Annotated in this window: 21 protein-coding genes, 4 tRNA genes and 1 pseudogene; 10 read left to right on the forward strand and 16 right to left on the reverse strand. The window is 68.3% G+C overall.

Features of this window, described 5'->3' with window-relative positions; translation table 11 throughout:
• Positions 1–55: 55 nt before the first annotated feature.
• Positions 56–244 (reverse strand): hypothetical protein, encoded by a 189-nt coding sequence (locus NS4_RS27365; protein ID WP_063062374.1) that lies wholly within the window; start codon positions 242–244, stop codon positions 56–58.
• A 152-nt stretch (positions 245–396) separates the two neighbouring features.
• Between NS4_RS27365 and NS4_RS27370 the strand changes: the two genes are divergently transcribed.
• Positions 397–2,670 (forward strand): helicase-associated domain-containing protein, encoded by a 2,274-nt coding sequence (locus NS4_RS27370; protein WP_063062375.1) that lies wholly within the window; start codon positions 397–399, stop codon positions 2,668–2,670.
• A 17-nt stretch (positions 2,671–2,687) separates the two neighbouring features.
• Here NS4_RS27370 and NS4_RS27375 read toward each other — a convergent pair whose 3' ends face one another.
• From NS4_RS27375 to NS4_RS27385, 3 genes are all read right to left on the reverse strand, one after another.
• Positions 2,688–4,091, reverse strand: a complete 1,404-nt coding sequence (locus tag NS4_RS27375) for a M1 family metallopeptidase (RefSeq protein WP_063062395.1) — start codon at positions 4,089–4,091, stop codon at positions 2,688–2,690.
• Between the two features lie 156 nt (positions 4,092–4,247).
• Complete coding sequence (locus NS4_RS27380) at positions 4,248–4,916, reverse strand: DUF3239 domain-containing protein (RefSeq protein WP_063062376.1); 669 nt, start codon at positions 4,914–4,916, stop codon at positions 4,248–4,250.
• 40 nt (positions 4,917–4,956) lie between these two features.
• Entirely contained in the window at positions 4,957–6,627 is a 1,671-nt protein-coding gene (locus NS4_RS27385; protein WP_063062396.1) for a DNA repair helicase XPB, read from the reverse strand.
• Between the two features lie 381 nt (positions 6,628–7,008).
• Between NS4_RS27385 and NS4_RS27390 the strand changes: the two genes are divergently transcribed.
• A complete protein-coding gene (locus NS4_RS27390) occupies positions 7,009–7,653 on the forward strand; it encodes a LysE family translocator (protein WP_063062377.1) in 645 nt (214 codons plus the stop codon).
• A gap of 9 nt (positions 7,654–7,662) precedes the next feature.
• Here NS4_RS27390 and sigJ read toward each other — a convergent pair whose 3' ends face one another.
• Positions 7,663–8,592, reverse strand: coding sequence for an RNA polymerase sigma factor SigJ (gene sigJ, locus NS4_RS27395; RefSeq protein ID WP_063062378.1), 930 nt, complete (start codon positions 8,590–8,592; stop codon positions 7,663–7,665).
• Between the two features lie 104 nt (positions 8,593–8,696).
• On the opposite strand from sigJ, the gene NS4_RS27400 reads away from it, so the two are divergent.
• Complete coding sequence (locus tag NS4_RS27400; RefSeq protein WP_063062379.1) at positions 8,697–9,272, forward strand: GNAT family N-acetyltransferase; 576 nt, start codon at positions 8,697–8,699, stop codon at positions 9,270–9,272.
• A gap of 97 nt (positions 9,273–9,369) precedes the next feature.
• On the opposite strand, the gene NS4_RS27405 is transcribed toward NS4_RS27400, so the two are convergent.
• The 3 genes from NS4_RS27405 to NS4_RS27415 all read right to left on the reverse strand — a co-directional run bounded on the left by NS4_RS27405 (position 9,370) and on the right by NS4_RS27415 (position 12,159).
• Positions 9,370–10,461 (reverse strand): 3-deoxy-7-phosphoheptulonate synthase, encoded by a 1,092-nt coding sequence (locus tag NS4_RS27405; RefSeq protein ID WP_063062380.1) that lies wholly within the window; start codon positions 10,459–10,461, stop codon positions 9,370–9,372.
• 255 nt (positions 10,462–10,716) lie between these two features.
• Positions 10,717–11,184 carry a carboxymuconolactone decarboxylase family protein gene (locus NS4_RS27410; protein ID WP_063062381.1) on the reverse strand — a complete coding sequence of 156 codons (468 nt, stop codon included), beginning with the start codon at positions 11,182–11,184 and terminating at the stop codon, positions 10,717–10,719.
• Between the two features lie 96 nt (positions 11,185–11,280).
• Positions 11,281–12,159 (reverse strand): oxidoreductase, encoded by an 879-nt coding sequence (locus tag NS4_RS27415; protein ID WP_063062382.1) that lies wholly within the window; start codon positions 12,157–12,159, stop codon positions 11,281–11,283.
• Between the two features lie 190 nt (positions 12,160–12,349).
• On the opposite strand from NS4_RS27415, the gene NS4_RS27420 reads away from it, so the two are divergent.
• On the forward strand, positions 12,350–13,972 hold the full coding sequence (locus tag NS4_RS27420) for a (2,3-dihydroxybenzoyl)adenylate synthase (protein ID WP_063062383.1): 1,623 nt from the start codon (positions 12,350–12,352) through the stop codon (positions 13,970–13,972).
• A 63-nt stretch (positions 13,973–14,035) separates the two neighbouring features.
• Here NS4_RS27420 and NS4_RS27425 read toward each other — a convergent pair whose 3' ends face one another.
• A complete protein-coding gene (locus NS4_RS27425) occupies positions 14,036–15,349 on the reverse strand; it encodes a salicylate synthase (RefSeq protein ID WP_063062384.1) in 1,314 nt (437 codons plus the stop codon).
• A 236-nt stretch (positions 15,350–15,585) separates the two neighbouring features.
• Between NS4_RS27425 and NS4_RS27430 the strand changes: the two genes are divergently transcribed.
• Together NS4_RS27430 and NS4_RS27435 are read left to right on the forward strand one after the other, a co-directional pair.
• A complete protein-coding gene (locus tag NS4_RS27430; protein WP_063062385.1) occupies positions 15,586–18,075 on the forward strand; it encodes a glycerol-3-phosphate 1-O-acyltransferase in 2,490 nt (829 codons plus the stop codon).
• On the forward strand, positions 18,072–19,526 hold the full coding sequence (locus NS4_RS27435; RefSeq protein WP_063062386.1) for a 1-acylglycerol-3-phosphate O-acyltransferase: 1,455 nt from the start codon (positions 18,072–18,074) through the stop codon (positions 19,524–19,526). The genes NS4_RS27430 and NS4_RS27435 overlap by 4 nt, the downstream gene beginning before the upstream one ends.
• A 6-nt stretch (positions 19,527–19,532) precedes the next feature.
• Here NS4_RS27435 and NS4_RS27440 read toward each other — a convergent pair whose 3' ends face one another.
• The 6 genes from NS4_RS27440 to NS4_RS27465 all read right to left on the reverse strand — a co-directional run bounded on the left by NS4_RS27440 (position 19,533) and on the right by NS4_RS27465 (position 21,739).
• On the reverse strand, positions 19,533–20,252 hold the full coding sequence (locus NS4_RS27440) for a polyprenol monophosphomannose synthase (protein WP_439955816.1): 720 nt from the start codon (positions 20,250–20,252) through the stop codon (positions 19,533–19,535).
• A gap of 164 nt (positions 20,253–20,416) precedes the next feature.
• Positions 20,417–20,599 carry a hypothetical protein gene (locus tag NS4_RS27445; protein ID WP_063062388.1) on the reverse strand — a complete coding sequence of 61 codons (183 nt, stop codon included), beginning with the start codon at positions 20,597–20,599 and terminating at the stop codon, positions 20,417–20,419.
• Between the two features lie 74 nt (positions 20,600–20,673).
• Positions 20,674–20,747, reverse strand: a tRNA-Phe gene (locus NS4_RS27450).
• 55 nt (positions 20,748–20,802) lie between these two features.
• A tRNA-Asp gene (locus NS4_RS27455) sits at positions 20,803–20,879 on the reverse strand.
• A gap of 27 nt (positions 20,880–20,906) precedes the next feature.
• Positions 20,907–20,982, reverse strand: a tRNA-Glu gene (locus tag NS4_RS27460).
• 94 nt (positions 20,983–21,076) lie between these two features.
• Positions 21,077–21,739 (reverse strand): TetR family transcriptional regulator, encoded by a 663-nt coding sequence (locus tag NS4_RS27465; RefSeq protein WP_063062389.1) that lies wholly within the window; start codon positions 21,737–21,739, stop codon positions 21,077–21,079.
• 875 nt (positions 21,740–22,614) lie between these two features.
• Between NS4_RS27465 and NS4_RS27470 the strand changes: the two genes are divergently transcribed.
• A tRNA-Lys gene (locus tag NS4_RS27470) sits at positions 22,615–22,690 on the forward strand.
• A 440-nt stretch (positions 22,691–23,130) separates the two neighbouring features.
• On the forward strand, positions 23,131–24,099 hold the full coding sequence (locus tag NS4_RS27475) for an acyl-ACP desaturase (protein ID WP_063062390.1): 969 nt from the start codon (positions 23,131–23,133) through the stop codon (positions 24,097–24,099).
• Positions 24,100–24,187: 88 nt separating this feature from the next.
• Here NS4_RS27475 and NS4_RS27480 read toward each other — a convergent pair whose 3' ends face one another.
• Positions 24,188–24,817 (reverse strand): hypothetical protein, encoded by a 630-nt coding sequence (locus tag NS4_RS27480; RefSeq protein WP_063062391.1) that lies wholly within the window; start codon positions 24,815–24,817, stop codon positions 24,188–24,190.
• A 248-nt stretch (positions 24,818–25,065) separates the two neighbouring features.
• Between NS4_RS27480 and dusB the strand changes: the two genes are divergently transcribed.
• Together dusB and NS4_RS33020 are read left to right on the forward strand one after the other, a co-directional pair.
• The gene (gene dusB / locus NS4_RS27485) at positions 25,066–26,214 is read left to right on the forward strand and encodes a tRNA dihydrouridine synthase DusB (protein ID WP_084487787.1); all 1,149 of its coding nucleotides are present in this window, start codon (positions 25,066–25,068) and stop codon (positions 26,212–26,214) included.
• A gap of 317 nt (positions 26,215–26,531) precedes the next feature.
• Positions 26,532–26,775, forward strand: a pseudogene (locus NS4_RS33020) (hypothetical protein); the annotation flags it as partial.

Consider the following 26,775-nt stretch of genomic DNA (forward strand, 5'->3'; position numbering starts at 1 on the left):
TACGAAAGAACCCCGCTCCACCCTCAGGTGACGCGGGGTTCTTTCGTTGGTCCGCTCAGCGGTTGATCACTGTGTGCGGGTGCAGATACGGCAGCTGGTCGGCAGCCACCGGGAACTCGGTGTCCTCGCCGAAGGGCGAGAGATTACCGGAGCGGGACGCCGACAGCTCGGTGACCGCGTGCTCACCGTCGGCCACCTCGGGCCAGCCGTTGTCGATATAGGGTTTCTTCGATTTGTTCACCACACCCTCATTCTGGCATGTCCCCGCGGTGCGACCGCATGTCAACCGCCTCGGCGACACCCGCCGCACCCCCGGGCCGGTGTGCCGGACCCAACGGCGGGGGTGACCGGCCCGCTCCCCCACCGAACCCGGGGGGTCCGGCTAGTCTGGACCCGATGACCGGCCAAGACTCGTTCACCGCCTGGCTCGGCGCCCGATCCGACGCACAGCTGGTGGCACTGCTGGAACGTCGGCCCGATCTCGCGGTACCGCTGCCGTCCTCCATGACGGTGCTCGCCGCCCGCGCCGAACAGCGTGCTTCGGTACTGCGCGCGGCCGACGATCTCGGCACCGTGCCCTTCGCGATCGTGGAAGTGCTGGCCCTGCACACCGCGGGCGGCGGTGAACCGATGACCCGCACCGAACTCAAACGCGCCCTGCGTGCCCGCGCCAAGGCCGCGACGGTGGACGCGGCCGTCACCGAACTGGCCGACCGGGCGCTGCTCTGGTTCGAAGGCGACCGTATCCGCCTGGTACCCGCTGTCGCCGAGGCGCTGCCGTGGCCGCCCGGAAGCGGAACGGAGCCCACCGCGGCACTGTCCGAATCGGAGATCGCCGCCGCGCTCACCGACCTCTCGGAGGCCGAACGCGCGCTACTGGACAAACTCGCCGAGACCGGACCCCGTGGGCGCACCCGCGATGCCGCCCCGGAAGCGCCCGCCGACCGTCCGGTACCCCGCCTGCTGGCCATGCGGCTGCTCCGCCGGATCGATGACGAGACAGTCGAACTACCGGCCGTCGTGGGCCAGATGCTGCGCGGCGAACCGGTCACCGACCCGTACCGGCTGGCCGAACCCGAACCCCGAGCGACCCCGCACCCGCCGGGTGAGGTCGACGGCGTCGGTGCGGGTGAGGTCGGCGAACTGCTCCGCCACTGCGCCACCATCCTGGAAGTGCTGGGCCAACTGCCCGCTCCGGCACTGCGCGCGGGCGGTCTCGGCGTGCGGGAGCTGCGCCGGATAGCCAAGGCGGCCGGTATCGACGAAACCCGGGCGGGCCTGCTGGTGGAACTGCTGGCGGCGGCGAAACTGATCGAGAAGGGGTTCCCCGACCCGCCGCCGGAGGCCGACGCCGACGATTTCTGGGCGCCGACCCCCGCCGCGGATTCCTGGTTGGAGGCGCCGTCGGCCCGGCGCTGGATTCCACTCGCGCACGCCTGGCTGGAGCTGGACCGGTATCCGTGGATGATCGGCCTGCGCGATGCCGCGGACAAACCGCTGGCCGCGCTCGCGCACGAACTTCGGGTGCCCTACGCCGTGCGGGACCGGCGGATCGTGCTCGCGGCACTCGCCGAGCAAACGCCCGGCACCGAACTCGACCCCGCCGGACTCGCCCAGCTGCTGGCCTGGCGCACCCCGCGTCGCCGCCGGCATTTCCGCCGGCAAGTGGTCGACAACACCCTGTACGAGGCCGCCGCGCTCGGTGTGGTGGGCCGGGGCGCGCTCACCGGCGCGGGCCGGATGTTGCTGACCGATACTCTCGCGGCCGCCGAAACCGCGCTCGAGGCCGCCCTCCCCGAGCCGGTGGACCATGTGCTGGTCCAGGCCGACCTCACGGTTGTCGCGCCCGGACCGCTGACCGCGGATCTGCAACGCCGGATCGAATTGGTCGCCGATGTGGAGTCGGCCGGTGCGGCCACCGTCTACCGGCTCGGCGAGTCCACCCTGCGTCGCGCCCTCGACGCCGGTCTCACCGCCGCCGAGCTGCACAGCCTCTTCTCCCGGCATTCCCGGACTCCGGTGCCGCAGACCCTCACCTACCTGATCGACGATGTGGCACGGCGGCACGGCCGGTTGCGGGCCGGGATGGCGCAGTCGTTCGTGCGCAGTGAGGACCCGGCACTACTGGCGCAGGTCCTGGCCTCCCCGGTGGCCGAGACCCTGGCCCTACGCGGTCTCGCTCCGACGGTGGCGATATCGCAGGCACCGCTGGGCGAATTGTTCGAGGAGCTGCGCCGGGCGGGTTTCGCACCCGCAGGTGAGGACGCCTCCGGCGCGATTGTGGACCTGCGTCAACGCGGCGCGCGGATCAGTGTGCGACCGCTGGCCCGGCAACCGTACCGGCCGACCGCACCGACGAGCGATCAGCTGGAGCTGCTGGTCACCGAACTGCGCGCGGGGGAGCGCGCCGCGACCGCCGGCTCCCGGCAGGTGGTACGCAGCGACGGCACCCGCACCAGCACGGCCGCCGCCCTGGCACTGCTGCAGCTGGCCGCGCGGGCGCGGCGGCAGGTGCACATCGGCTATGTCGACGCCAAGGGCACCGCGATCCAGCGGATCGTCGAGCCGGTGCGAGTCGGCAACGGCCGGCTGGACGCGCTGGACCCGGTCAGCGGCACGGTCCGGCAGTTCACCCTGCATCGGATCTCGTCGGTCGCGCTGCTCGAATGATCGTGGCGCCGCTGCGCTCAGCCGCGTAGTGATCCGGGGTAGAGGTACTGTTCGGCCGGCGGCGTGGTACCGCGCAGCCAGGCGTCGAAGAACCCGGTGAGATCGGCCGGCGATTTGGACTGGATGAAGGCACGGAAGTCCCGCATCGAGGCATTGCCGTAGGCGTGGACGGTCGCGAATTCCCGCAAGGCCGCGAAGAAGACCCCGTCCCCGAGCTGTTTCCGTAAGGCGTGCAAGAACAGCGGTCCCCGGTAATAAACCGATGTGAACATCTTCTCGGGGCCGGGATCCTCCAGCGGAACGGCCCAGAATTTCGGCTTCGCGAGCGTCTCCCGGACTGTTTCGCGGTATTCGGCGTCCACATCGGCGCCTTCGGTCCGCTCGGGCCACAGATAGTCGGCGGTATAGCTGGCAATGCATTCGTTGAGGCAGATATCGGACCAGCTTTCCACCGAAACCGAATCGCCCCACCACTGGTGGGCGATCTCGTGCACCACGGTGTTCAGGTCCGCCCAGGCCGCGTAGATGGGCCGGGTCTGGGTTTCCAGGGAGAACGCGATGTCGGCGGACAGGAAGATTCCGCCGCCGGTGTCGAACGGGTACGGGCCGTAGAGGCTTTCGGTGAAATCGAGCACCTGCGGCAGCTTTTCCTCGTACTGCCGCAAATCCTCTGCGCCCGGCGCGAACGCGCTGAGCAGCGGCGTACCGTTCGCGCGGCGCTGCTCCAGGTATTCGAAACGGTCGATGGCGACAGTGGTGAGATAGCCGATCACCGGGTGCCGCTGCTCCCAGCTCACCGTGCGGAATCCGTCGCGCACCTCGTCGCGCACTCGCACACCACCCGACACCACCTCCCATTCGGCGGGCACGGTCGTATGCAGCGCGAAGGTCGCCTTGTCCCGGGGGGAATCGTTGAGCGGATACCAGGTGGACGCCGCGTGCGGTTGTCCCGCGGCGAAGACACCACCGCTGGGTGCGTAGGTCCAGCCCTCGCCGCGGGTATCGGCGGCGATACCCGCGTAGTCGACGGTGACGGTGAAGGGCAGGCCGGGCAGCAGTGGCAGGGCCGGGCGCACGACCAATTCGTGCGCTTCCTGCCATTCGAAGGCGGCGGGCGCGTTGTTCACCCGCACGGCACGCACCGGGGGTCCGCTGTAATCGAGGTTGAACGCGGTCAGCGGCTGGGTGGCGGCCGCGTCGATCCGGGTGGTTCCGGTGAGCTGATGGTCGGCCGGATCGTAGCCGAGGGTCACGTCGTAGTGCGCGACGTCGTAACCGCCGTTGCCGTCGCGCGGAAAGTACGGATCGCCCAGGCCATCCGATCCCGACAGCGATGTGGAAGGCGCCTGTGCCGCGGCCGGAACCAGCGCCGGGCTCGCCAGCACGATCACCCCGGCGATCAGCCAGCGGCCGAGCCTCATGCGTTCCACCTTCCGTGACGAGTTGTGTTCCCCGATGATCTCGCCCGACGACGTTAGCCGCTTTCGACCCGGAATTCCGGTCTCCCGGATTACGCGGCGCGCCAGCGTTTCCCGACATGCGGCTCAGCGGGTGTCCGGCAGCAAACAAGTACCGGATCAGGCGCCGAGCCCCTCCGGCAGCGGGCCCGGATCGAGCAGCAACCGCTTGGCCGCGCTGCGATGGACCTCGTCGGCGAGGGCGATGTTGTCCGCGAGCAGCCGCCACTCGTTCTCGGCGATGGCCGCGCGCGCCTGCTCGATCACGGCGGTATCGGCGGTCCCCCAGGCGATCGGCATCATCTCGACCGGAAGCCAGCGCTCGCCGATCGAGCGGGTGGTCCGGTCACCGCGCACCGCGACAGCCGGAACTCGCTCCCCCTCGACCACCGGATGCCCCGGCAATCGACGCACCTTCTTGGTGATCAGCGCGTACCGCTGCTCGCCGGAATCGCGGCGAGCCAGATTGACCAGCGCGAGCAGCACCGCGCCGCGTGCCCGGCTCCGCGACACCACCGCCGGCACCAGTTCGCCCTCGGCATAGAGGCGGTCGATACCGGCCCGGCGCGGCGTCCACAGCGCTACCCACAGCGCCGTCACCGCCCCCAGCGCACAGGCCAGGGCCAGCGGATAGGACCAGGGGTGCCCGAGCCACACGAGATAGGCGGTGGCGGCCGCTGCGGCGGCGGCGGCGAGCACCGCGAACAGCCGCACTCGGCGGCGCCCGGCGACTACTTCATTGACCGCGTGGGCGTGCCGGCGGTCCACCGCGAATTCGAAGCGTCGCACGTCGCCATTCCTAACACAGTTCGTGGAGTTCGGAACGCCCTTATTGTTCGCCGGGTCCGATGGCGGGGCCCAGCAGATCGTCGGCATCGGTTATGCGATAGGCATACCCCTGTTCGGCGAGAAAACGCTGCCGATGCGCGGCATAATCCGCGTCCAGAGTGTCGCGGGCCACCACCGAATAGAAATGGGCCTGACCGCCGTCCTGTTTCGGCCGCAACAACCGGCCCAGCCGTTGGGCCTCCTCCTGGCGCGAACCGAAGGTCCCGGAAACCTGCACCGCCACCGACGCCTCCGGCAGATCGATGGAGAAGTTCGCGACCTTGCTGACCACGAGAACCGGGATCTCGCCACGGCGGAAGGCGTCGAACAGGGACTCACGCTCCTTGTTCTTCGTCGACCCCTGGATCACCGGTGCGTCGAGGGCCACGCCCAATTCCTCCAACTGATCCAGATACGCCCCGATGACGAGGGTGGGCGCCCCGCGATGCCGGTCCAGAATGGATTTCACCACCGCGATCTTGGTGTGCGCGGTGGAACAGAGCTTGTAGCGCTCTTCGGGTTCGGCGGTCGCGTAGGCCATCCGCTCGGCATCGGTCAGTGTGACCCGGACCTCGATACAGTCGGCCGGGGCGATCCAGCCCTGGGCCTCGATATCCTTCCACGGCGCGTCGTAGCGTTTGGGGCCGATCAGCGAGAAGACATCGCCCTCCCGGCCGTCCTCACGAACCAGGGTCGCGGTGAGACCCAGCCGCCGCCGCGACTGCAGATCGGCCGTCATCCGGAATACGGGGGCCGGCAGCAGATGCACCTCGTCGTAGATCACCAGACCCCAGTCCCGGCTGTCGAAGAGTTCCAGATGCTTGTACTCGCCCTTCGATTTCCGCGTGATCACCTGGTAGGTGGCGATGGTGACCGGCCGGATCTCCTTGCGCTCGCCGGAGTACTCACCGATCTCCTCATCGGTGAGTGAGGTACGCGCGAGCAACTCCCGCCGCCACTGGCGACCGGCGACCGTATTGGTCACCAGGATGAGTGTGGTGGCCTTGGCGCGCGCCATGGCGGCAGCGCCCACCATCGTCTTGCCGGCTCCGCACGGCAGCACCACCACCCCGGACCCGCCCGCCCAGAAGGAATCGGCGGCCATCTCCTGATAGTCGCGCAGTTGCCAGCTCGCGCCATGGAAGTCCAGGTCGATCGGATGGGCCTCACCGTCGACGTAGCCGGCCAGGTCCTCGGCGGGCCAGCCGATCTTGAGCAGCTGCTGTTTGATGTGCCCGCGCTCGGACGGGTGCACCACCACCGTGTCCTCGTCGATACGTTCACCGAGCATGGGGGCGATTTTCTTGTGCCGCAGCACCTCGGCGAGTACCGCGCGGTCCAGGCTGACCAGGGTCAGTCCGTGCGCGGGATGTTTCACCAACTGCAATCGCCCGTAACGGGCCATCGTCTCGACGATATCCACCAGTAGCGGCTGGGGCACCGGAAAGCGGGAGTGCCCGACCAGCGCGTCCACCACCTGCTCGGCGTCGTGCCCTGCCGCCCGCGCGTTCCACAGGGCCAGCGGCGTCACCCGGTAGGTGTGCACGTGCTCGGGCGCCCGCTCCAACTCGGCGAACGGGGCGATCGCCTGGCGCGCCACATCCGCGAGTTCGTGATCGACTTCCAGCAACACTGTTTTATCGCTCTGCACGATCAGCGGCCCGTCTGCCACGGACACACCTCCTCACCTCGGCTTCAACCTATTCTCCCCGAACCGTGTTTTTCGGCGCGCCTGGCGGCGCGCGGGATCGAGGCCCCATCGGTCTCGCCGTTCAGGCCTCGGGACTCGGGCCTTCGGCTCATACGCTTTCCAGGCCTGAACGGCGAAACAGGCCTCAACCCTTCCGGGTGTCTCGCAACACTCGACTATGTCGGGTTGCGGCCGGATTACACATCCGGGACGTCTCGGGACAGTCACGCATAACAAGCAGCGGCGAGCTTTTCTTCCGTTACCGCGTGCAGGCCCGATAAGGCCCTCGCTCGGACACCGGCACAACCAGTGGATACGAACTGGACCGAGACACCACCCGACCGGCGAAGCCAGTATTGAACCATGATCGAACTCGCGGCGGCGGCCGGAGTGGCGGTGGCCGCGCTCGGCCTGGTGCTCACTCCCGGCCCGAACATGATGTACCTGGTTTCCCGCACGATTTCACAGGGGAGGCGGGCCGGAATGGTCTCGCTGGCCGGGGTCGCCGCCGGTTTCGGCGTGTATCTGACCGCCGCCGCGACCGGCATCACCGCCGTGTTCGCTCTGGTCCCGGCGCTGTACACGGCATTGAAGGCGGCCGGTGCCGCGTACTTGCTGTGGCTGGCCTGGCAGGCGATCAGGCCGGGTGCGGTCTCGGTCTTCACCCCTGAACCGCTCCCCCGGGACCCGGCCCGCAAGCTCTTCACCATGGGGCTGGTGACCAACCTGCTGAATCCGAAGATCGCCGTGATGTACCTGGCGCTGATTCCGCAGTTCGTATCGCCGGGCGCGGGCCCGGTGTGGGCCCAGAGCCTATGCCTCGGGGCGGTGCAGATCGTGGTCGCGCTGGCGGTGAACGCTCTCATCGTGTGCACCGCGGGGACCGTCGCCGGATTCTTGGGCGGACGGCCGCTGTGGTTGCGCGCGCAGCGGTTCCTGATGGGTTCGGTGCTGGGTGCGATGGCGGCGCTGCTGCTCACCGACCGGACTCGGCCGGCCCCGGCCTGAGCGGTCCGGTCAGTTCAACCGGACCCCACCCAGTTTCGCCGGATTGGCGTGGTCGTAGGCTCCCTGGATCATGCCGTCCACGACGGTGAACCCCAGGACCCGCGACGGGAATCCGGGATAGTCACCGTCACCCGGACGAGCATGGACAAGTACTCCGAGCTGACCGTTGACCCGCACGAACTCCACGTTCTCGGCCACGAAATCGACACCCGGCCGGTCCAGGCCGTAGCGGCGGATGAGACCGAGGAACAGCCGGGCGACCTTGGCCGGCCCGAAGATGACATTGCGCGCGGTCTGGGTGGTGCCGCCGGAATCGCCGATCATCTTCGCATCCGGATGCAGCACCGCGGCCACCGCGCGGGCATCGCCGGTACCCAGCGCCACCACCAGTTTCTGCACCGCCGCCGCGTGCTCGCCGTCGGCGGCGACCGGCGGGGTCTGTTCGCGTACGACCTTGCGCGCGCGGGCGGCCAACTGCCGGGCCGCTTCCGGGGTGATGTCGAGGATGCCGGCGATTTCGCCGTAGGGCACCTGCAGGCCCTCGTGCAGAACGAAAGCCACGCGCTGCGGCGGGGTGAGTTGATCGAGTACCACCAGCGCGGCCATCCGGAATTCCTGGCGCTGTACCACGGCGGCGAGCGGGTCCGGGCCGGGCGGGCCGGTCAGCGGGGTGACCACCGGCTCCGGGAGCCATTGGCCGACGTAGTTTTCCCGCCGCGCCGCGGCGCTGCGCAATCGGTCCAGGCAGAGCCGGGAGACCACGGTCGTCAACCAGGCGCGCAGGTCCTCGATCTCCGACTGCGAGGCGCCGGCCAGCCGTAACCAGCTCTCCTGGACCGCGTCCTCGGCATCGGCCACGCTGCCGGTCAGCCGGTAGGCCACCGCCAGCAGATGCCCGCGATGGGACTCGAAGAGATCGGCGAGAAGCGTGGCTACCACCGCCGGAATTCTACGGAGCCCCGCCGCCCCACCGGGCGGCGCCCCGGCGCCCCGGCCCGAGAAATCGGATGCCGCAGCCCCTCCCGGGCTGCCACCATCGACGGGTGGAGGAGCGCACACTGACCGACGGGACCGTCTGGCTGAGCCGGCCGGCGGAATCCGATATCGAAACGATCGTCGAATGCTGTCAGGACCCGTCGATCGCCGAATGGGTGACCATCCCGGTGCCCTACGGGCGCGCGGATGCCGAGTACTTCGTCCGCACCAGGGCGGCCGAGGGTTGGGCCGGAAACAGCCCCACCTGGGCGATCCGTTCGGGCGAGCACGGCCGTCTCATCGGGACGTTGGGGCTCGGCGTGCGGCCGCAGGACGAGGGCTCCGCCGAAATCGGGTACTGGGTCGCCGCCGAGTACCGCCGGCAGGGACTGATGTCCCGGGCGATCGCGCTGGCATGCGATTTCGGCTTCGACCCGGACGGGATGGGACTGACCCGTATCCACTGGCGGGCTTTCGTCGGTAATCACGCCTCCGCCGCCGTGGCCCGCAAACAGGGGTTCCGCTACGAAGGCCTGGCCCGGCTGGGCAGCGTATTACGCGGAAGCCGCCGCGACCATTGGATGGCCGCCTGCCTGAACACCGATCCGCCCGGCCCGGCGGACGGCTGGCCGGCCGGGGTCTGATCCGCGACGTTCGGTGGTAGCGGCGGGATTCACCCGATCGCCGGCCCGGCCGCCCGCGCCGCGGACCGCTGGTCCGTACGGCGCAGCGGCCGGATCGTCAGCGTCGGCGGCGTTGCGCGACGGCGTCGGCCAGGCGGCCGAGCTGGGCGGCGGTGGTGTCCCAGTCCATGCAGGCATCGGTGATGGACTGGCCGTAGATGAGATCGGCGGACCGGCCCAGGGTCAGGTCCTGGCGGCCCTCGACCAGGAAGCTCTCCAGCATCACGCCGACCACACCCGGTTCACCTGCGGCCAGCCGCTCGGCGATATCGGCGACGACGACGGGCTGGCGCCGGTGGTCCTTGTTGCTGTTGCCGTGGCTGGCGTCGACCACGATCCGCTGCGGCAGTCTCGACTTCTCCAGCCGCGCGCAGGCGTCGGCCACCGAGGCCGTGTCGTAGTTGGTGCCGTTGGACCCGCCGCGCAGGATCACATGGCAGTCCTCGTTGCCCGCGGTCTGGATGAGCGCGGCCCGGCCGTCCAGATCGGTACCGGGGAACACATGACTGGCCGCGGCCGCCCGGACCCCGTCCACGGCGACCTGCACATCACCGTCGGTTCCGTTCTTGATCCCGACCGGCATGGACAGGGCGCTGCTCAGCTGCCGGTGCACCTGGCTGGCCGCGGTGCGCGCACCGATCGCGCCGTAGGAGACCAGATCCGAGATGTACTGCGGGGTGATGGGGTCGAGGAACTCGCAGGCCACCGGCAGGCCCAGCGCCGTGATATCGAGCAGCAGCTGACGGCCGATACCCAGCCCGGTGTTGACATCGAAACTGCCGTTGAGATGCGGATCGTTGATCAGCCCTTTCCAGCCCAGCGTGGTGCGCGGCTTCTCGAAGTAGACCCGCATGACCAGGTGCAGCCGGTCGGAGAGTTCCGCCGACGCGGCGGCCAGCCGTCGCGCGTAGTCGAGCGCGGCGACCGGATCGTGCACCGAGCACGGACCGACGACCACCATGAGGCGGTCGTCGACCCCGTTGAGAACTTCCACGGTGGACTTACGTCCGGCCCGCACGGTAGCGGCATGATCGTCGGTGATGGCATGGACCCGGCGCACCTCGGCCGGGGAGCGCAGCGGGCTCACACTGAGGGTGCGCTGATCGTCCAGATCGGAATGTTGGGCGTCGATATCGACTGCGGTTGTCATCGTGGGTGGTGTCCTTCTCGTTCGGGCCGACCCACGGAAAGATTCACCCGTCGAGCCGGTCGTCATCCGGCTCAGGGGAACTGGTCAGCGCGCGTGGTAGCCGCAGACCGACCCGCCCCGGGCCGGCTTGCTAAACCAGAAATACACGCGCTGCACGATTGGTCACGGTACCAGGCAGCCGACCACGGAGGGGGATGCGGGGCGGAATCGCCTGAGGGAAAGTGATGCTCGACACAATCCCGCCCCGGCACCGTTTCAGAACTGGCCGGGCTCGTAGTTCCCGGCCGGGGTGTGCGCGAGGGCATTGAGCCGGTTCCACGCATTGATGGTGGCGACGGCGACCAGCAGGCCACCGATCTGGTCGTCGTCGTAGTGCTTGCGCACCCGCTGCCAGGTCTCCTCACTCACCCCGCCGCCGTCGGCCAGCCGGGTGCCCGCCTCGGTGAGTTCGAGCGCGGCGCGTTCGGCCTCGGTGAAGACGGTGGCCTCCCGCCAGGCGGCGACCAGGTTGATCCGCACTGTGGATTCCCCGGCGTGCAGGGCGTCCTTGGTGTGCATGTCCAGGCACATCGCGCAGCCGTTGATCTGACTGGCCCGGATTTTCACCAGTTCGTAGGTGGCAGCGGGCAGACCCGAGCTCTCGGCCACCTTACCGGCGGTGACCAGCCGCTTGACGTAGCCGGCGGTGATCTTGTTCTCGAAGAGATTCACGCGGGGTTCCATAACCGGTTCCTTTCGTAACTGCCTTTTCACAGAGACGACGACGCACCGGAACCAGGTGTGACATCCCGCGGTGAGTGCCGCGGGCGGGCGCGCGGGTCAGGCCGAGAAATCGAACTTCACATCAGTCAGCCGTTCCGAGAGTTCCCACAGCGAACGCGCGGTGAGCTGGTCCTTCGCTCGCTTCGAGCAGCCCGAGCGGCCGGGATGGCCGCGCATCCCGCCCAGTCCGGTGGGTCCGTAGTAGGCGCCCGGCTCGACCGGGGCGGTGGCGGCGAAGAGTTCCGGCAGCGCCCCCATCTCCGCACTCTGCGCGAATACTTTGTTACCGATGTTCATCACCGAATCGAGCACTGTCTCGGTATGCGACTGCAGTTCGGTGGCGGCGTAGCCCGGGTGGGCCGCCAGCGACAGCTTCGCCGATCCGGCCGCGGTGAGGCGGCGCTGCAGTTCGAAGGCGAACAGCAGATTCGCCAATTTCGACTGGCCGTACGCCGACCAGCGCTTGTAGGGGCGCCGCTCCCAGTTGAGATCCCCGAGGTCGATGGCCCCGGCCACATGGGCACCGCTGGACAGGGTGACGACCCGCTCACCGATCTTGCCGAGCAGCAGGCCGGTGAGCGCGAAATGGCCGAGATGGTTGGTACCGATCTGCATCTCGAAGCCGTCGGCGGTACGGCGCAGCGGTACCGCCATCACGCCGGCATTGTTGATCAGGACGTCCGCGCTGCGCACCCCGGCGGCGAACTGCCGGACCGAGGACAGATCGGCCAGATCCAGCTGCCGGACCTGTGCGCGCTCACCGATCTCGTCGGCGACAGCCTGGCCTTTGCTCATATTCCGGCAGGCCAGAATCACCTGCGCCCCGGCCCCGGCCAGGGCACGCGCGGCGACGGCGCCGAGGCCGCTGTTCGCGCCGGTGATGATGACGGTTCGACCCTGCTGGTCGGGGATGTCCCCGACGCCCCAACCACTCATGGGGCGAGTCTAATGGGCGACGGGGAGGTGCACCGGGCGCGACGGACCGGGTACCGCATACCGGATCCGGATCACCCGCTCGCCGCCGAGACCTCCGCGGTGGCGACGGTCTTTTCAAACGATATAGGTTTGCCTAACCTATTGATAGACCGGAAACGCGCCGCACACGCTTCCCGAGTCCCTGTTCCCTATGAGGCATATCGTGACTTCCACCGCCGTCGGCACCCACCGTGACGGCTATGTTCCCTTCCCCGCGGACCTGGCCGAGACCTACCGTGCCGCCGGTTACTGGACCGGCACCACGGTGGGAGATCTGCTCCGCGAAACCGCAGCCCGCAGCCCGCAGCGTCCGGCTCTGCTCGGCGACCGGCCGCTGTCCTACGCCGAACTGGACGCCGAAGCCGACCGGATGGCCTACGGATTCCTGGCGCTCGGGATCGCGCCGGGCGACCGGGTGATCGTCCAACTGCTCAACACCCCCGAATTCGCGATCGCGCTGTTCGGGTTGTTGCGCGCCGGCATCATCCCGGTGCTCACATTGCCCGCACACCGCCGGGCCGAGATCGAACACCTGGCCGGTCTCTCCGGCGCGGTCGCCTACCTGGTCGCCGACCGCCAGGGCGATTTCGACTACCGGCAACTGGCCGCCACCCTGGTGACCGCCGTCGAGTCGCTGCGACACGTCTTGGTCGCCGGTGACGCCGGCGAATTCACCGAGCTGATGACCATCGCCCGGGACACCGGATCGCTGCCCGCGATCGACCCCGCCGATATCGCGCTCATGCTGGTGTCCGGCGGCACCACCGGACTCCCCAAACTCATCGCCCGCACCCACGACGACTACGTCTACAACGCCACCGCGAGCGCCGCCGTCTGCGAACTCGGCGACCGGGACGTCTATCTGGCCACCCTGCCTGCCGCGCACAATTTCCCGCTGGCCTGTCCAGGCATCCTGGGCACGGTGGCGACCGGGGGCGCACTGGCCTTCGTCACCGACCCGAGCCCGGAGAGCGCCTTCGCGGCGATCGAACGCCATCGCGTCACCGTCACCGCGGTGGTGCCACCGCTGGCGCAATTGTGGTCGGCCGCGGTGGAATGGGAGGACGCCGATATCTCGTCCTTGCGGTTGTTACAGGTCGGGGGCGCGAAACTGGCCGAGGTGAACGCCCGCGAAGTGGCCCCCGCGCTGAAGGTGACGCTGCAGCAGGTCTTCGGCATGGCCGAGGGGCTGCTGAATTTCACCAGGCTCGACGACGATCCGGATATCGTCTGCACCACCCAGGGCCGTCCGCTGTGCCCGGCGGACGAGATCAGGGTGGTCGACGAAGACGGCGTGGATGTCGCACCGGGCGCGGAGGGCGAACTGCTCACCCGCGGCCCGTACACCCTGCGCGGCTACTACCGCGCGCCCGAACACAATGCCCGCGCCTTCACACCCGACGGTTACTACCGCAGCGGCGATCTGGTGCGGCAGCTGCCCAGTGGCCATCTGGTGGTGTCGGGCCGCATCAAAGATGTGATCAACCGGGGCGGGGAGAATATCTCCTGCGACGAGCTCGAGGAGCATCTGCTCGCCCACCCCGCCGTCCGGCACGCGGCCGCGGTCGGCCTGCCCGATCCCGGACTCGGCGAAAAGGTCTGCGCGGTGCTGGTCGTCACCGGCGATATGCCCACTCTGGCCGAGATCAAGGAGTTCCTCACCGGGCGCGGTCTGGCGACCTACAAACTTCCGGATATCCTGCGCCGCGCGGATAGCCTGCCGCTGACCGCGGTGGGCAAGATCGACAAAAAGGCCCTCCGCGCCCAGGAGTAGGCCGCGGCCGGAGGCGGTCCCGGGCCACCGGGCCCGCGACCGTCTCCGCACCGGCCGGCCGCCCTACGCCTTCACCACATAGGGCGCCACGCTGCCCAGCTTCTCGCAGGTCTCCTCGAACTCCCGTTCGGGAAGCGACTGCGCGACCACCCCCGCTCCGGCGCGCAACCACGCGCCGGCACCGGACTGGTACACCGCGCGCAGCACCAGTGCCGCCTCCAGCGCGCCGGTCGGCGAAACCATCAGCACCGCACCGGAGTACAGACCACGCGGCCGGTCGTGCCGGAAGACCGAATCGACCCCCGGCCTCTTCGGAATACCCGAGGCGGTCACCGACGGGAAGATGGCGTCCAGCGCGTCCCAGGCCGTACGACCTGCCGCGAGGCGCCCCTGGACGGTGGATGCCAGGTGTTGCACACTGCCGCGTTCGCGCACCGCCATGAAATCAGAGACCGAAGTGGTGCCGGGTTCGGCGACCGTCCCGATCTCGGCGAAGCAGGTCTGCACGGAGAGGGCGTGTTCGACGATCTCCTTCGGATCGGTGACCAGCTCCGCGCGTGCGGCACTGTCCATCTCGGCGCCCAGCCCGAAGGCTCGGGTGCCGGCGAGGGGTTCGGTACTGACCGTCCGGTCGTCGTCCACCGCGAGCACCAGTTCCGGGCTGAACCCGGCAGCCTCCAGGCCGCCGAGATTCAGCAGGAAGGATCGGGCCGGCGTGTTGTGTGCCCGCCCGAGCCGGTAGGTGGCCGGGATATCCACCGCGAAGGGAAGCTCGACCTGTCGCGAGAGGATGACCTTCTGATATCGCCCGGACCCGATTTCCGCCACAGCCGCGGCGACGCGCTCACGGTAGCCGGAGGTGTCCACCCGCACATCGACCGGATGGGGTCGCGGGAGCTCGGTGTCCCGGGAACTCGCCACGGTATCGGCGAGAGCCGCGGCTTCGTCCGGATCGGCTCCGGTGATCCACACCGCCCCGGTGGCGTCGATCCGTACCTCCACGCGCGGGATCATCAGATGGACCAGGGCGGTGCCGGGGCGTAGATACTCCGTGGCGCCCAGCGACCACGCGCAGAATTCGAACGCGATCCAGCCGTAGGCATTGCGGCCGGTCATCGGAAGTTCGGCGAGCACGCTGTCCATCACCGCGGCCGGGCTGCCGGACCAGCCGCGGACCGCGGTCTCGCCCGCCCAGGTGATCCGCAGTTCACCGGCGTCGAGTTCGACGGTGCCGATCGGGTTCGCGGCGAAGACCCATTCGCCGCCGCGCTCATAGACCACATGGTCACCGAAGTGGTCCTCGGCGGCCAGGCGCGCCATCGCCGCCGCCGGGTCGGTCACGTACTCGGCGCGTAAACGTTCGTCAGTGGTCGACAACGATCCTCCAAGGCTAACCGACCCAGCTCGGAAGTAAGGTTAGCATTACCTGCCCTTGGCGAAGGTCTCGGAAACGACCGGAAACCGGCCAAACAACCCCCACGGCGCGAGAGCCGTCCATAGTGGTTGGCAAGGAGTATTTTCGAGCCGACAACCGATCGGGCGCCACCGATCCGGTCATGCGGCCTCGGCCCGCGCCGGGGCCGACCGTCCCATCCGAGCAGAGGATCCACACCATGATCGAGCACCGCAGTGGAACCCCGGCAACCTCCGATCTGCCGCTGGAATCGGTGGTCGCGCTGGTCGATTCGGCTTCGGGCACCGAACGCGAACTGATCGGACGCTGGATCGCCGAAGGCGGCCTTGCCGCCGAACTGGGCGTCCATGCCCCGGTCACCCAGCTCGATCTGGACGCCGGCGCCATCGCCGACCGGCTCACCGGCCGCGCCGACGATCCACTGGTGGTCCCGGTCCGGGTGCTGTGGCTGCCGCCCGAACGCGACGGCGTCCGGCGGGTGACCTTCGGTGACCTCGCCCAGCTCACCAATCCGCGCCGTCCGAACCGGCTCGCCCAGCGGCGGCTGGTCGAACGATCCCCCGACCGGCACCTGGTGCTCACCGGCAGCCCGGCCCGGCTGAGCGAACTGCGGGCCAACAACCCCGAGGCCACCGCCCTGCACTACGCCGGCACCGCCGAGCCGTTCGCCCGCGCGGTGATGCGTGCCGCGGTGGTCGCGCTCGAACGCGCGGAACGCGGCGTGATCGGTGACCGGTACAAGGTGCCCCGCCTGGTCACCGAGGAAATCCTGGACTCGCCGGAATTCCTGCGACGACTCGAGATGATCGCCGACGAGATCGGGGCCGATCCGCAGGAGGTGCACCGGCGCGCCGAGAAAGCACTGAACGAACTGGTCGCGGCGCAGAGCCGCATGGTCTCGGATCTGTTCACCCAGGCCATGCGCCCGGTCCACGCGTCGACCTGGAAGGTGGACTGCGACGAATCCGGGCTCACCGCGCTGCGCGACCTCAACCGGCGCTACCCGCTGGTCTTCCTGCCCTCCCATCGCTCCTATGTGGATGCCTTCGTCCTGGGCGATGTGCTGGCCCGCAACGATTTCCCGCCCAACCATGTGGTGGGCGGCGCGAATCTGCGGTTCTGGCCGATGGGCCCGATCGCCCGGCGCACCGGGACGATCTTCATCCGGCGCAGTTTCGGCGGCGACACGGTGTATCAGGCAGTGGTCGAGGAGTACTTCGCCTATCTGATGGCGCGGCGGTTCAACCTGGAATGGTATTTCGAGGGCGGCCGCACCCGCACCGGAAAGCTACGCCCGCCCCGCTACGGTCTGCTCAACTATCTCGCCGCGGCGGTGCGCCAGGAACGGATCGCCGACGCGCTGCTGGTCCCCGTCTCGATCACCTACGAGCGGCTCAACGAACTGGGCGCCATCGCCGACGAGCAGATGGGCGGTCGCAAGAAACCCGAAGGCCTGACCTGGCTGGCCCGCTACGTCCGCAACCAGCAGCATTCGGCCGGGCACGTCTACGTCCGCTTCGGGGCCCCGCTCTCGGCGCGCGAACGCCTCGCCGCCCACGGCGACCCGCTGATCGCGACCCCGATCACCATCCCACTGCACCGCACCGACACCACCGGCCGGGCCGGAACCGACCCCGCCGAGCCCCGCGAGGAGATCGGCGAAAAAGAACGCCTGGCGGTACAACGTCTCGCGTTCGACGTCGCGGTGGGTATCAACTCGGTCACCCCGATAACCGTCAATGCCCTGGTCACGCTGGTCCTGCTGGGTGTCCACCAGCGGGCACTCACCCGGGCCGAGGTCTGCGAGGTACTCACCCCGGTGCTGGACTACATCGAACAGCGCGATCTGCCGCGCGGCGAGGTCGCGAAATTACGCGACGAACAGAGCTTGGCCGTGGTCCTCGAACAGCTGTCGCTGGCAAAGGTGGTCACCGTCTACCGCAGCGGTGTCGAGCCGGTGTATTCCATCGAGGCGGGCGCCCACCTCGAAGCCGCGTTCTATCGCAACAGCGCGGTGCACTGGTTCGTCGACCGGGCCATAGTCGAACTGGCGATCCTGGCCGCGGTCGACGCCGCGCCCGACGATCCGTCCGACGACGCCGTCGGACCGGACGCCGACGCTCTGGATATCGGCTGGGAGGAGGCCTACCGGCTGCGTGATCTGTTGAAATTCGAATTCTTCTTCCCGGACCGGACCGAGTTCGCCGAGCGGATCACCGAGGAGGTGCTGCTGATCGACCCGCGCTGGCGATCGCGCTCGCGCGACACGCTCGGCAGCGAGATCCTGGCCGCGCTCACCGGCACCGGCTTCATGATGGCCCATCGGGTACTGCGCTCGTTCTTCGACGCGCAGTTGGTGGTGGCCGAACGACTGACCGCCCGGGACCCGGCCGCACCGATCGACCGTAAGCAGTTCGTCGACGAATGCGTCTCGGTCGGCAGGCAGATGCTGCTGCAGCAGCGGCTGCACAGTACGGAATCGGTTTCCACCGAGCTCTTCGGCAGTGCGCTGAAACTCGCCGCCAATCGCGGCCTGCTCGAACCCGCGGACCCGGAATCGGTGGAATCGGTGACCGAACTCGCCACCCGGCGTGCCGAGTTCGCCGAGCGCCTGCGCACCATCGGCTTCCGGATCTCCCGGGTCGCCACCCTCGACCCCTCCAATCTCCCGGCCGGGCGGGGCCGATGAGCACGCGGGAAGCGAGCACCGGGCACACCGGCGAGAACCCGGCGCCCTCCGGGATCGACGCGGTGGTGGCCGCCATCCGTTCGGGCCCTCGCGGCGCCGGGATCGCCGCTTTCTTCGATCTGACCGCGCTGGCCGAACTCGGGTCCGCGCCCGAGCCACGGTGGCGCGGGCCGGACCGTGAACTACTGGAAACACTGTTCGACCAGTTGCGGCACAGCGGCGAGAGCTCGGCGGGCGATATTCTCGAGCGTGGCGTGCGGGCCGCGGCCGGGCGGCCGCCGGAAGAACTGACCGCGCTGGGCGAACGCCTGTTCAAGCGGGGCTGGTACGACCGGTTACGCCCCGAGCTGCTGCGTCTGGTGCAGGAACATATCGCGGCCGGGCACACCGTCGTCCTGACCGGAGAAGCGGCGGATTTCCAGTTACGTCCCGCGGCCGCGGCGCTCGGTATCTCCCAGGTGCTCGGCAGCCGGGCGGCGGTGTCGGAGGGTCGGCTGACCGGACTGATCGAGGGCGAAGTGCGATACGGTCCCGAGAAAGCCGAGGCGGTATCGGACTTCGCGGCGGCCCACGGGCTCGACCTCGCGCGTTCCTATATCTACAGCGGCAGCGCGGGCGATCTCCCGCTGCTGTCGCGCGGCGGCACGCGGGTGCCGATCGCACCGGACCCCGTGCTCGCGGCCACGGCGGCCGAGTACGGCTGGGCCGCACTCGCCGTGAGCCCGCGCACCGCACCACGCCCGACCGACTATCTGCGGACCGTGCTGGGATTTCTCGCCCTGCTCGGCGGAGCGCTCTACGGGGTACTGCGCAAGTCCTACACTCGCGACCGGCGGGCCATGGCAGACGCCCTCATGAAGTACGGCACCGCCTGGCCGCTGCGCCTGTGCGGTATCCGGCTCCGCGTCACCGGCGCGGAGTATGCCCGCCATCCGCGACCCGCGATCTTCCTGTTCAACCATCAGAGCCAGTTCGATGTGCTCATCGTGCCCGCCGTGCTCGGCGGGCACGTCACCGGCGTCGGTAAGAAGGAACTCATCCGGCATCCGGTTTTCGGCCCGCTCATGCGCTTCGTCGGCGTCACCTTCATCGACCGTTCGAACACCGACCTCGCCAAGGCTTCGCTGGAACCGGTGGTGGACACTTTGCGTGGTGGCCTGTCCGTCGCGATCGCTCCGGAGGGCACCCGCTCCTACACCGCGCAGCCCGGCAGGTTCAAGAAGGGCGCCTTCCACATGGCCCGGCAGGCGGGGGTACCGGTGATCCCGGTGGTGATCCGCAATGCCGCCGAGGTCGGCCGGCGGGATTCGATGATCGCGCGGCCCGGCGTGGTCGATGTGGCGATCCTGCCGCCGATCGATATCGATACACAGGACCCGTCCGAACTGGATGAGAAAGTCGCGGAGGTGCGGCAGCGCTACCTCGACACACTGCGCGACTGGCCGCGCTGAACGGCCTCAGAGAGCGCGGCCGAGAAGCAGCTTCCACGGCATCAGTGCCGATTCCAGCTGGACCTTCAAGCTCATCTTGGACGCCCCGAGGGTCCGCTCCTCGAAGCGGATGGGCACTTCGGCGATACCGATGCCCTGCTTCTTGGCTCGGTAGTTCATCTCCACCTGGAAGGAGTAACCGTTGCTGCGGATCGTGCCGACCTCGATGGCACGCAGCGTATCGGCCTCCCATGCCTTGAAACCGGCGGTGGCGTCCTTGATCCCGAGCCGCAGGATGGCATTGACATAGAAATTGGCCCACGCCGAGAGCGCCTTGCGGTACCACTTCCATTCCGCCGCGGTGGAACCGCCGGGCACATAGCGGGACCCGAGCACGACTCCGGTACCCGGCCGGTTCAGCTCATCCAGCATGGCGGGGATCACCTCGGCGGGATGGGACAGATCCGCGTCCATCTGGATCACCACATCCGCGCCCTCCTCGAGGGCCCGGGTGATACCGGCGATATAGGCCCGGCCCAGCCCGTCCTTCTCCGTGCGGTGCAGTACCGACACGACGGTGGGCAGATCCGCGGCCAGCTTCTCCGCCACCTCACCCGTGCCGTCCGGAGAGTTGTCGTCGACTACCAGTACGTGCAGATCGGGCACGGGTAGCGCGGTCAACCGCTCCACCGCAACCGGCAGATTGTCCCGCTCGTTGTAAGTCGGCACAACAACGGTAACCCTCAAGGGTCGCCCTCCCTGCTCACCTGGTCTCGCCCACAACCCGGTCGAGCAGGCCGCGAGCGTCGCTACGTATTACCCGTGAACGGTAGCCCAACGGCCCATCCGGGAATGCAGCGCACCGGTGATAGCGCCGCTGAGCGGGCGATCGGCAGTTCTACGGCGGGAAATCAGTCGCCCTCGCGATACGCCCGGTCCGCCGCGTCCTGGGTGGCATTGCGCTCCCGCACGATCTCGAGCGCGCGTTCGGCCGTGGCCTGATCCGGGTAGGGCCCCATACGGTCTCGGAACCAGCACTGACGCCCGCGCTCGGCGCGCTGATGCTTCAAGCAGTAATACCACCGTTCGGCCATGGTCACAGCATTCCACCGGGCCGGGGTCCGAAACAGCAGAAACCCCCCGATCGTGGCGATTGGGGGGTTGATTGTGGCCAGGGCCGGGATCGAACCGGCGACCTTTCGCTTTTCAGGCGAACGCTCGTACCAACTGAGCTACCTGGCCGCAGGCACCCGGAACGAATGCCATCCGATGGAAGCCGGATTGCTCCGGCATCCACTGGCGACCCTGACGGGACTCGAACCCGCGACCTCCGCCGTGACAGGGCGGCGCGCTAACCAACTGCGCCACAGGGCCTTGCTGTGTCCCACCTATTCGCATAGGTGGTACCCCCTACGGGATTCGAACCCGCGCTACCGCCTTGAAAGGGCGGCGTCCTAGGCCGCTAGACGAAGGGGGCTCGTCCCGGATTTCTCCGGACCGGCTTTCAACGGCTGTCCGTTGGGAGCTCGCATAGCTTATGACAGGGTGCGCACAATTCCCAAATCCGCTGGTCAAGCTGGCGAAGCCAGCTCTTCGAGGCGCGCGCTCGCCCGCCACCCCGACCGGCCGAACTCCGTCACCCATTCCGGGGTGCAGGTGGCCTGAACCAGGACCTCCAGCGACTCGCGGAACCGGGTGCGCAGATCCGGCTCGCCGCCGTGGGCATCGGCCATATAACGCTGACCGATCAGCGCGCCGGCGAGAGTCCGGGTGAAGCGGTCCGGATCGGTATCCGGACGCAGCTGCCCCTTCTCGATCGCCGCGACCGTCAGATCGCGGATGGCCGTGGCGAGCATCGGACAGCCGCCGTGCCCCTGCCGATGAAAGCCGGGATCGATGACGAGCCGGAATTCGGCCTGCACGATTATGTCGTGCTCGAGCCGTAACGCGAGCTCGTCGAAGACGCCGTGCAGGATATCGAGCGGGCCCAGGTCCGAACGCACGAGCCAGCGATCGATGGTGCTGCCGTATCGCTCGATCGCCGAATCGAGGACGGCCCGCGCCAGATCTTCTTTCGAATCGAAATGGAAGTACATGGCGCCCTTGGTCGCCCGCGATCCTTCCAAAATGCGGTTGAGCGAAGCCGCGGCATAGCCGCTCTTCCCGAACTCAACGGCGGCGGACCGGATAATTGCTGCCCGTGTCCGACGGGCCCGCTCTTGCTGCCGTGCCATGCTCGAAACGCCTCCGAAGCCTTGTGCAATCCGCGGGATTTCCACCCGCAGAATGCTCGCGACCGTTCATCCGCCTTTGACGAGCGGGCCGACGCCGCGAACTTATCCTGTTGTATGCCGACCTGCGGTCGGTTTATTGACCCGTACCGAACCTTTGGTACGAAACCCAGCCCGCAGAGGAAACACACCGGCTGGTATAATTCGATGGCCCGGGTGCGCCGCAGGGGGTGCGCATCCGGGCATTCCCTTGCGCCGTTCCTGGTCCCCCATACGCCTCCCGCAGCGCCGTCCCGAGTGACACCCCGAATTCGCTGATTCGTCACGGTACTCGGAATCTCGTACCGGCATGCGGTAAACCGATACAGCGGGCTACCATTTCGCCGTCCGGATATCGCGGACCGGACACTCACGGCACCGAACGAAAGACCGAGCGAATCCTCCGGTAACGCAGGATGTTCGACCACTCGGGCAGGTTCGCCGACCGGTACTCAGCCGGCCGCTCCGACCCCTGGAAGGACACCGTTCCGCTCGCGCGGCCCGCTGGCAGCGCAACACTCCGGAAAACCGGTTCCCGGGCCCCACAACTGCGAAAAATCCGCCTTTACCGATCCAAAGGCATTGGTATCCAACATATTTGGATCGTATCGTGCTACCCGTTGTATCAACAATGCGGCAGGTACCGTAACACCGAACTCATGGGTATGGTTTCCGGCTCACCGGCCCCGCCGAACCGGTCCGACCTCCCCACGACCCCGGCGGACCGCCGCCCGCCCGGACCATATGAGGCCGGGCCCCGGCGCCCGGAGTGACGGAAAGCACCAGCATAGCCACCCGATTACGAGAAACCCGGACCAGGCCAGTACACTTGCGCCCGCGCCCCTATAGCTCAGTTGGTAGAGCTACGGACTTTTAATCCGCAGGTCCCAGGTTCGAGCCCTGGTGGGGGCACCATCGGGCGCCCGGCCCACCGGCCGGGCGCCCGATTTCTCCTTCCCGGCACCCGGCGCCTCGCCTGTGAGTTGGGCCAGCCCTGCTCCGGCCGCGCTGTGACCGGAGCCGACCCGCGCGGGCTCTCGCCGGCCCGGAGATCGGGCGGTCACGCCGCCCCGACGTACGGCCTGATCAGCCCGGGAGCTTCCGATCGCGCACCGGCCGGTGTGCTATTTCCCACGGCCGCTAACGCGATCGGGACAACGGGCGATAGGCCCATGACTGCGGATCCGGCCATACACTCGGAGTGACCCCGAGCAGGGGCACCTGCGCCAACGTGCACTCTTTCTCGGTCGGATGCGTTTCGCATCACACCTACGGTGCCGTAAGGTATGGCCGCATCGGCAACGGTCGACATCAGGTGACCCGCACGAACGCGACAGTATGAAGGGCTTGATTACATGGCAAGGGATCTGACTCAACTCGAGCTGCTCACAGAGTTGGAGCCGGTTGCCGAGCAGAACGTCAACCGGCACCTCTCCTTGGCAAAAGAGTGGCATCCGCACGACTACGTCCCCTGGGACGAGGGTCGCAACTTCGCCGCGCTCGGCGGACAGGACTGGGACCCCGACCAATCCAAGCTCAACGAGGTCGCCAAGGCGGCCATGATCACCAACCTGCTCACCGAGGACAACCTGCCCTCCTACCACCGGGAAATCGCCGAGAACTTCTCCCAGGACGGTGCGTGGGGAACCTGGGTCGGCCGCTGGACCGCCGAAGAGAACCGGCACGGGATCGTCATGCGCGACTACCTGGTGGTGACCCGTGGCGTCGACCCGGTGGCACTGGAGCAGGCGCGCATGGTCCATATGACCAACGGTTTCGCCTCACCCGCCGAAGCCGACGCCGGCTTCCTGCACTCGGTGGCCTATGTGACCTTCCAGGAGCTGGCCACCCGCGTCTCGCACCGTAATACCGGCAAGGTGTGCGACGACGCCATCGCCGACCGCATGCTGCAGCGCATCGCCGCCGACGAGAACCTGCACATGATCTTCTACCGCAATATGTGCGGAGCGGCCCTCGATCTGTGCCCGGACCAGGCGCTGGATGCCATCACCTTGATCCTGGAGAATTTCCAGATGCCCGGCGCGGGTATGCCGAATTTCCGCCGCAACGGGGTGCTGATGGCCAAACACGGCATCTACGACCTGCGCCAGCACCTCGAAGAGGTCGTCCAGCCGGTGCTCAAGAAGTGGAATATATTCGGCCGTACCGACTTCACCGCGCGCGGTGAGCAGACGCGGGAGCGGCTCGGCGATTTCCTGGAGAAGCTGTCCCAAGACGTCGTGAAGTTCGAGGAACAGCGCGACCGGATGCTCGCCCGCGAGGCCGCCAAACGGGAGAAGGCCTTCGCCACGGTGAACGGCTGAGCCGTCCACGAACCAGGAACACAACGAACGAGACCGCCGGTGCCACCGGCGGTCTCGTCGTATTCGCAGGTGTGCCGCGTCGCACCTCCTATTTCACCGGCAGGGCACCGTCCACACCGCCCACATCGGTGATCTGCCAGCCGGAGTTCTCCTCGACCGTCACGGTGTAGGTGACCGTGGTCTGCGTACCGCCCGGATTCTGGGCGTTGGTCGAGGTCACGTTCACGAAAACGTTCACCTTGTAGACCCCGTCCTGTTCGGACATGACCTTCGCGGTGATGGGGGTGGCGGTCGAGGTCCACCGCAGCGGCACCAGGATCTGTTCGAGTTTCGGCGCGGTGTCGTCGAACTTGCCCGCCAGCTGCGGGCTGGTGTTCTTCTTCAAGGCGGCGATCCAGGCGTCGAGATCCTCGAAGTTCACGGTGGCCGCACCCACCGCGTACTCGGTGGCCAGTTGTTCGGCGTGCCTGTCGGCCGCGGCGCGCTCGTCGCGCTCGGCCAGTTCACCTCGTGCGGTGAAATACAGCACGGCGAAGACGATCGCCGCCACGACGAGCACCGCGACGACCGCGCCGCGGATCAGGCTGGAAACCCGGATGGACACCGTGCCCGGGCGGGATTCGGCCGGGGCGCGTTTCGCGGGGGCGGCGACGGGTTCGCCCGCGCCACCGGCGGTCTCCCCCGGCTCGCGACCGGTGTCGTCGGTGTTCTCGGCCATGGATGTCGTCCTCTTTCGATTGCTCCCGGTCGGGGCAGCGGCCCCGGCGTGTATCCAGCGGAAATCGGGCGGCCGCCGGGTCCGGCGTCCACGAGGCTAACGCCCCGCCGGACCGGACCGGCAGCTACCCCGCGAGGCTCGCCGCGCCGGTCACCGCCGCAGCCGAAAGCGCCTCCGGCGGCGCGCCGGCGCGCGGTGAGGCACCCGACAGTGACCGGGCCCGGACGCTCGAGGGAAAATGGAACACTGTGCAAACACAGCTGGAGCAGGAGACACGTCTGCGGATCGGCCCCTACCCGGTCGATCCGCCGGTTGTCCTCGCGCCGATGGCCGGGATCACCAACCTGGCCTTCCGCAAGCTCTGCCGGGAGTTCGGCAGCCCGACCGCGATCTATGTCTGCGAAATGATCACCGCCCGCGCGGTGGTGGAACGCAACGAGAAAACGCTGCACATGATGTCGTTCGACGAAGGCGAATCGCCGCGGTCGATGCAACTCTACGGTGTGGACCCGGCCACCCTCGGCGAAGCCGTCCGGATCATCGTCGGCGAAGGCTGGGCCGATCACATCGATATGAATTTGGGCTGCCCCGTACCCAAGGTGACCCGGCTCGGGGGCGGCGCCGCCCTACCCTACAAGCGCAATCTGTTCGCCCGGATCGTCCGGGAGATGGTCCGGGCCGCCGAGCCGGCCGGTGTGCCGGTGACCATGAAGTTCCGTATCGGAATCGACGACGAGCATCGGACCTACCTCGACACCGGCCGCATCGCCGAGAGCGAGGGGGCCGCAGCGGTCGCCCTGCACGCCCGCACCGCGGCACAGCGCTACTCCGGGGCCGCCGACTGGTCGGCCATCGCACGCCTGAAAGAGGCGGTCACCACGATCCCGGTCCTCGGCAACGGCGATATCTTCAGTGCCGCCGACGCGGTCGCGATGATGGCGCAGACCGGCTGCGACGGGGTCGTGGTGGGGCGTGGCTGCCTGGGCCGGCCCTGGCTGTTCGGCGAACTCGGTGCCGCCCTGCGTGGCGAACCCGCGCCGGTGCCGCCCACCCTCGGTGAGGTCGGCGCGATCCTGACACGCCATGCCGGGCTGCTCGCCGAACATCACGGCGAAGACAAAGGCATGCGTGATCTGCGCAAACATATGGCCTGGTACTTCATGGGCTTCCCGCTGGGCGCCGAGCTACGGCGCAGTTTCGCGACCGTGTCGTCGCTGGCCGAACTCGAGACGCTCATCGCTGCGCTCGATCCCACTGTCCCGTTTCCCCCGGACGCCGAAGGCCCCCGGGGGCGGCAGGGTTCACCGGGCAAGGTCGCGCTTCCACACGGCTGGCTCGACGATCCCGAGGACGGGACCGTCCCGGCTGCGGCCGATGTCATGCACAGCGGCGGCTGAATATCTACAACCGACCGGCGAACGGTTCGACACGCCGATTCGACACGCCGGGAAGCTGTCGTATGCGCGTGCAAATATAACTGCGGGCAACTTTCCAGCATTTACCGCTTTTGCTGCCCTCTCGTAATGTCCGAGTGGCTCTCAGTGGCGAAATCGTTATCATTGCGGAATCCCGCGCAGCCTTTCGAGCACGGTTGCGTCGGCAGCGAGTTGCGGAAAAGCGAGGTTCATTGGTGGGTGACGATCGGCACGGGCGATCATCAGGGCCCGGAGGTCGCGCACCGTGGGAGCGGTATCCCGCGGGAGAGTCCCCCGAAATGGACGACGCGCGAGGGCCGCGCCGGCCACGGCAGCCGGAGCCGCCCGCCAACCCCGGGCCGCTGACGGTCCAGGATCTGGTCGACCGGGTGGACAGTGAGCGGTCGGTCCGGCGTCGTGAGGGCGAGGCGCCGCGCCACGGTGCGCCCGCGGGGCCGCCCCCGGAACGCCCCGTGCGTCCGGCGGGCCAGGTTCCGCGGCCGAATGCCGAACAACGGCCCCGCCCCGAACATCCCGGCCCCG

It is taken from the genome of Nocardia sienata NBRC 100364, assembly GCF_001613205.1.
GTDB classification, from domain to species: Bacteria; Actinomycetota; Actinomycetes; order Mycobacteriales; family Mycobacteriaceae; genus Nocardia; species Nocardia sienata.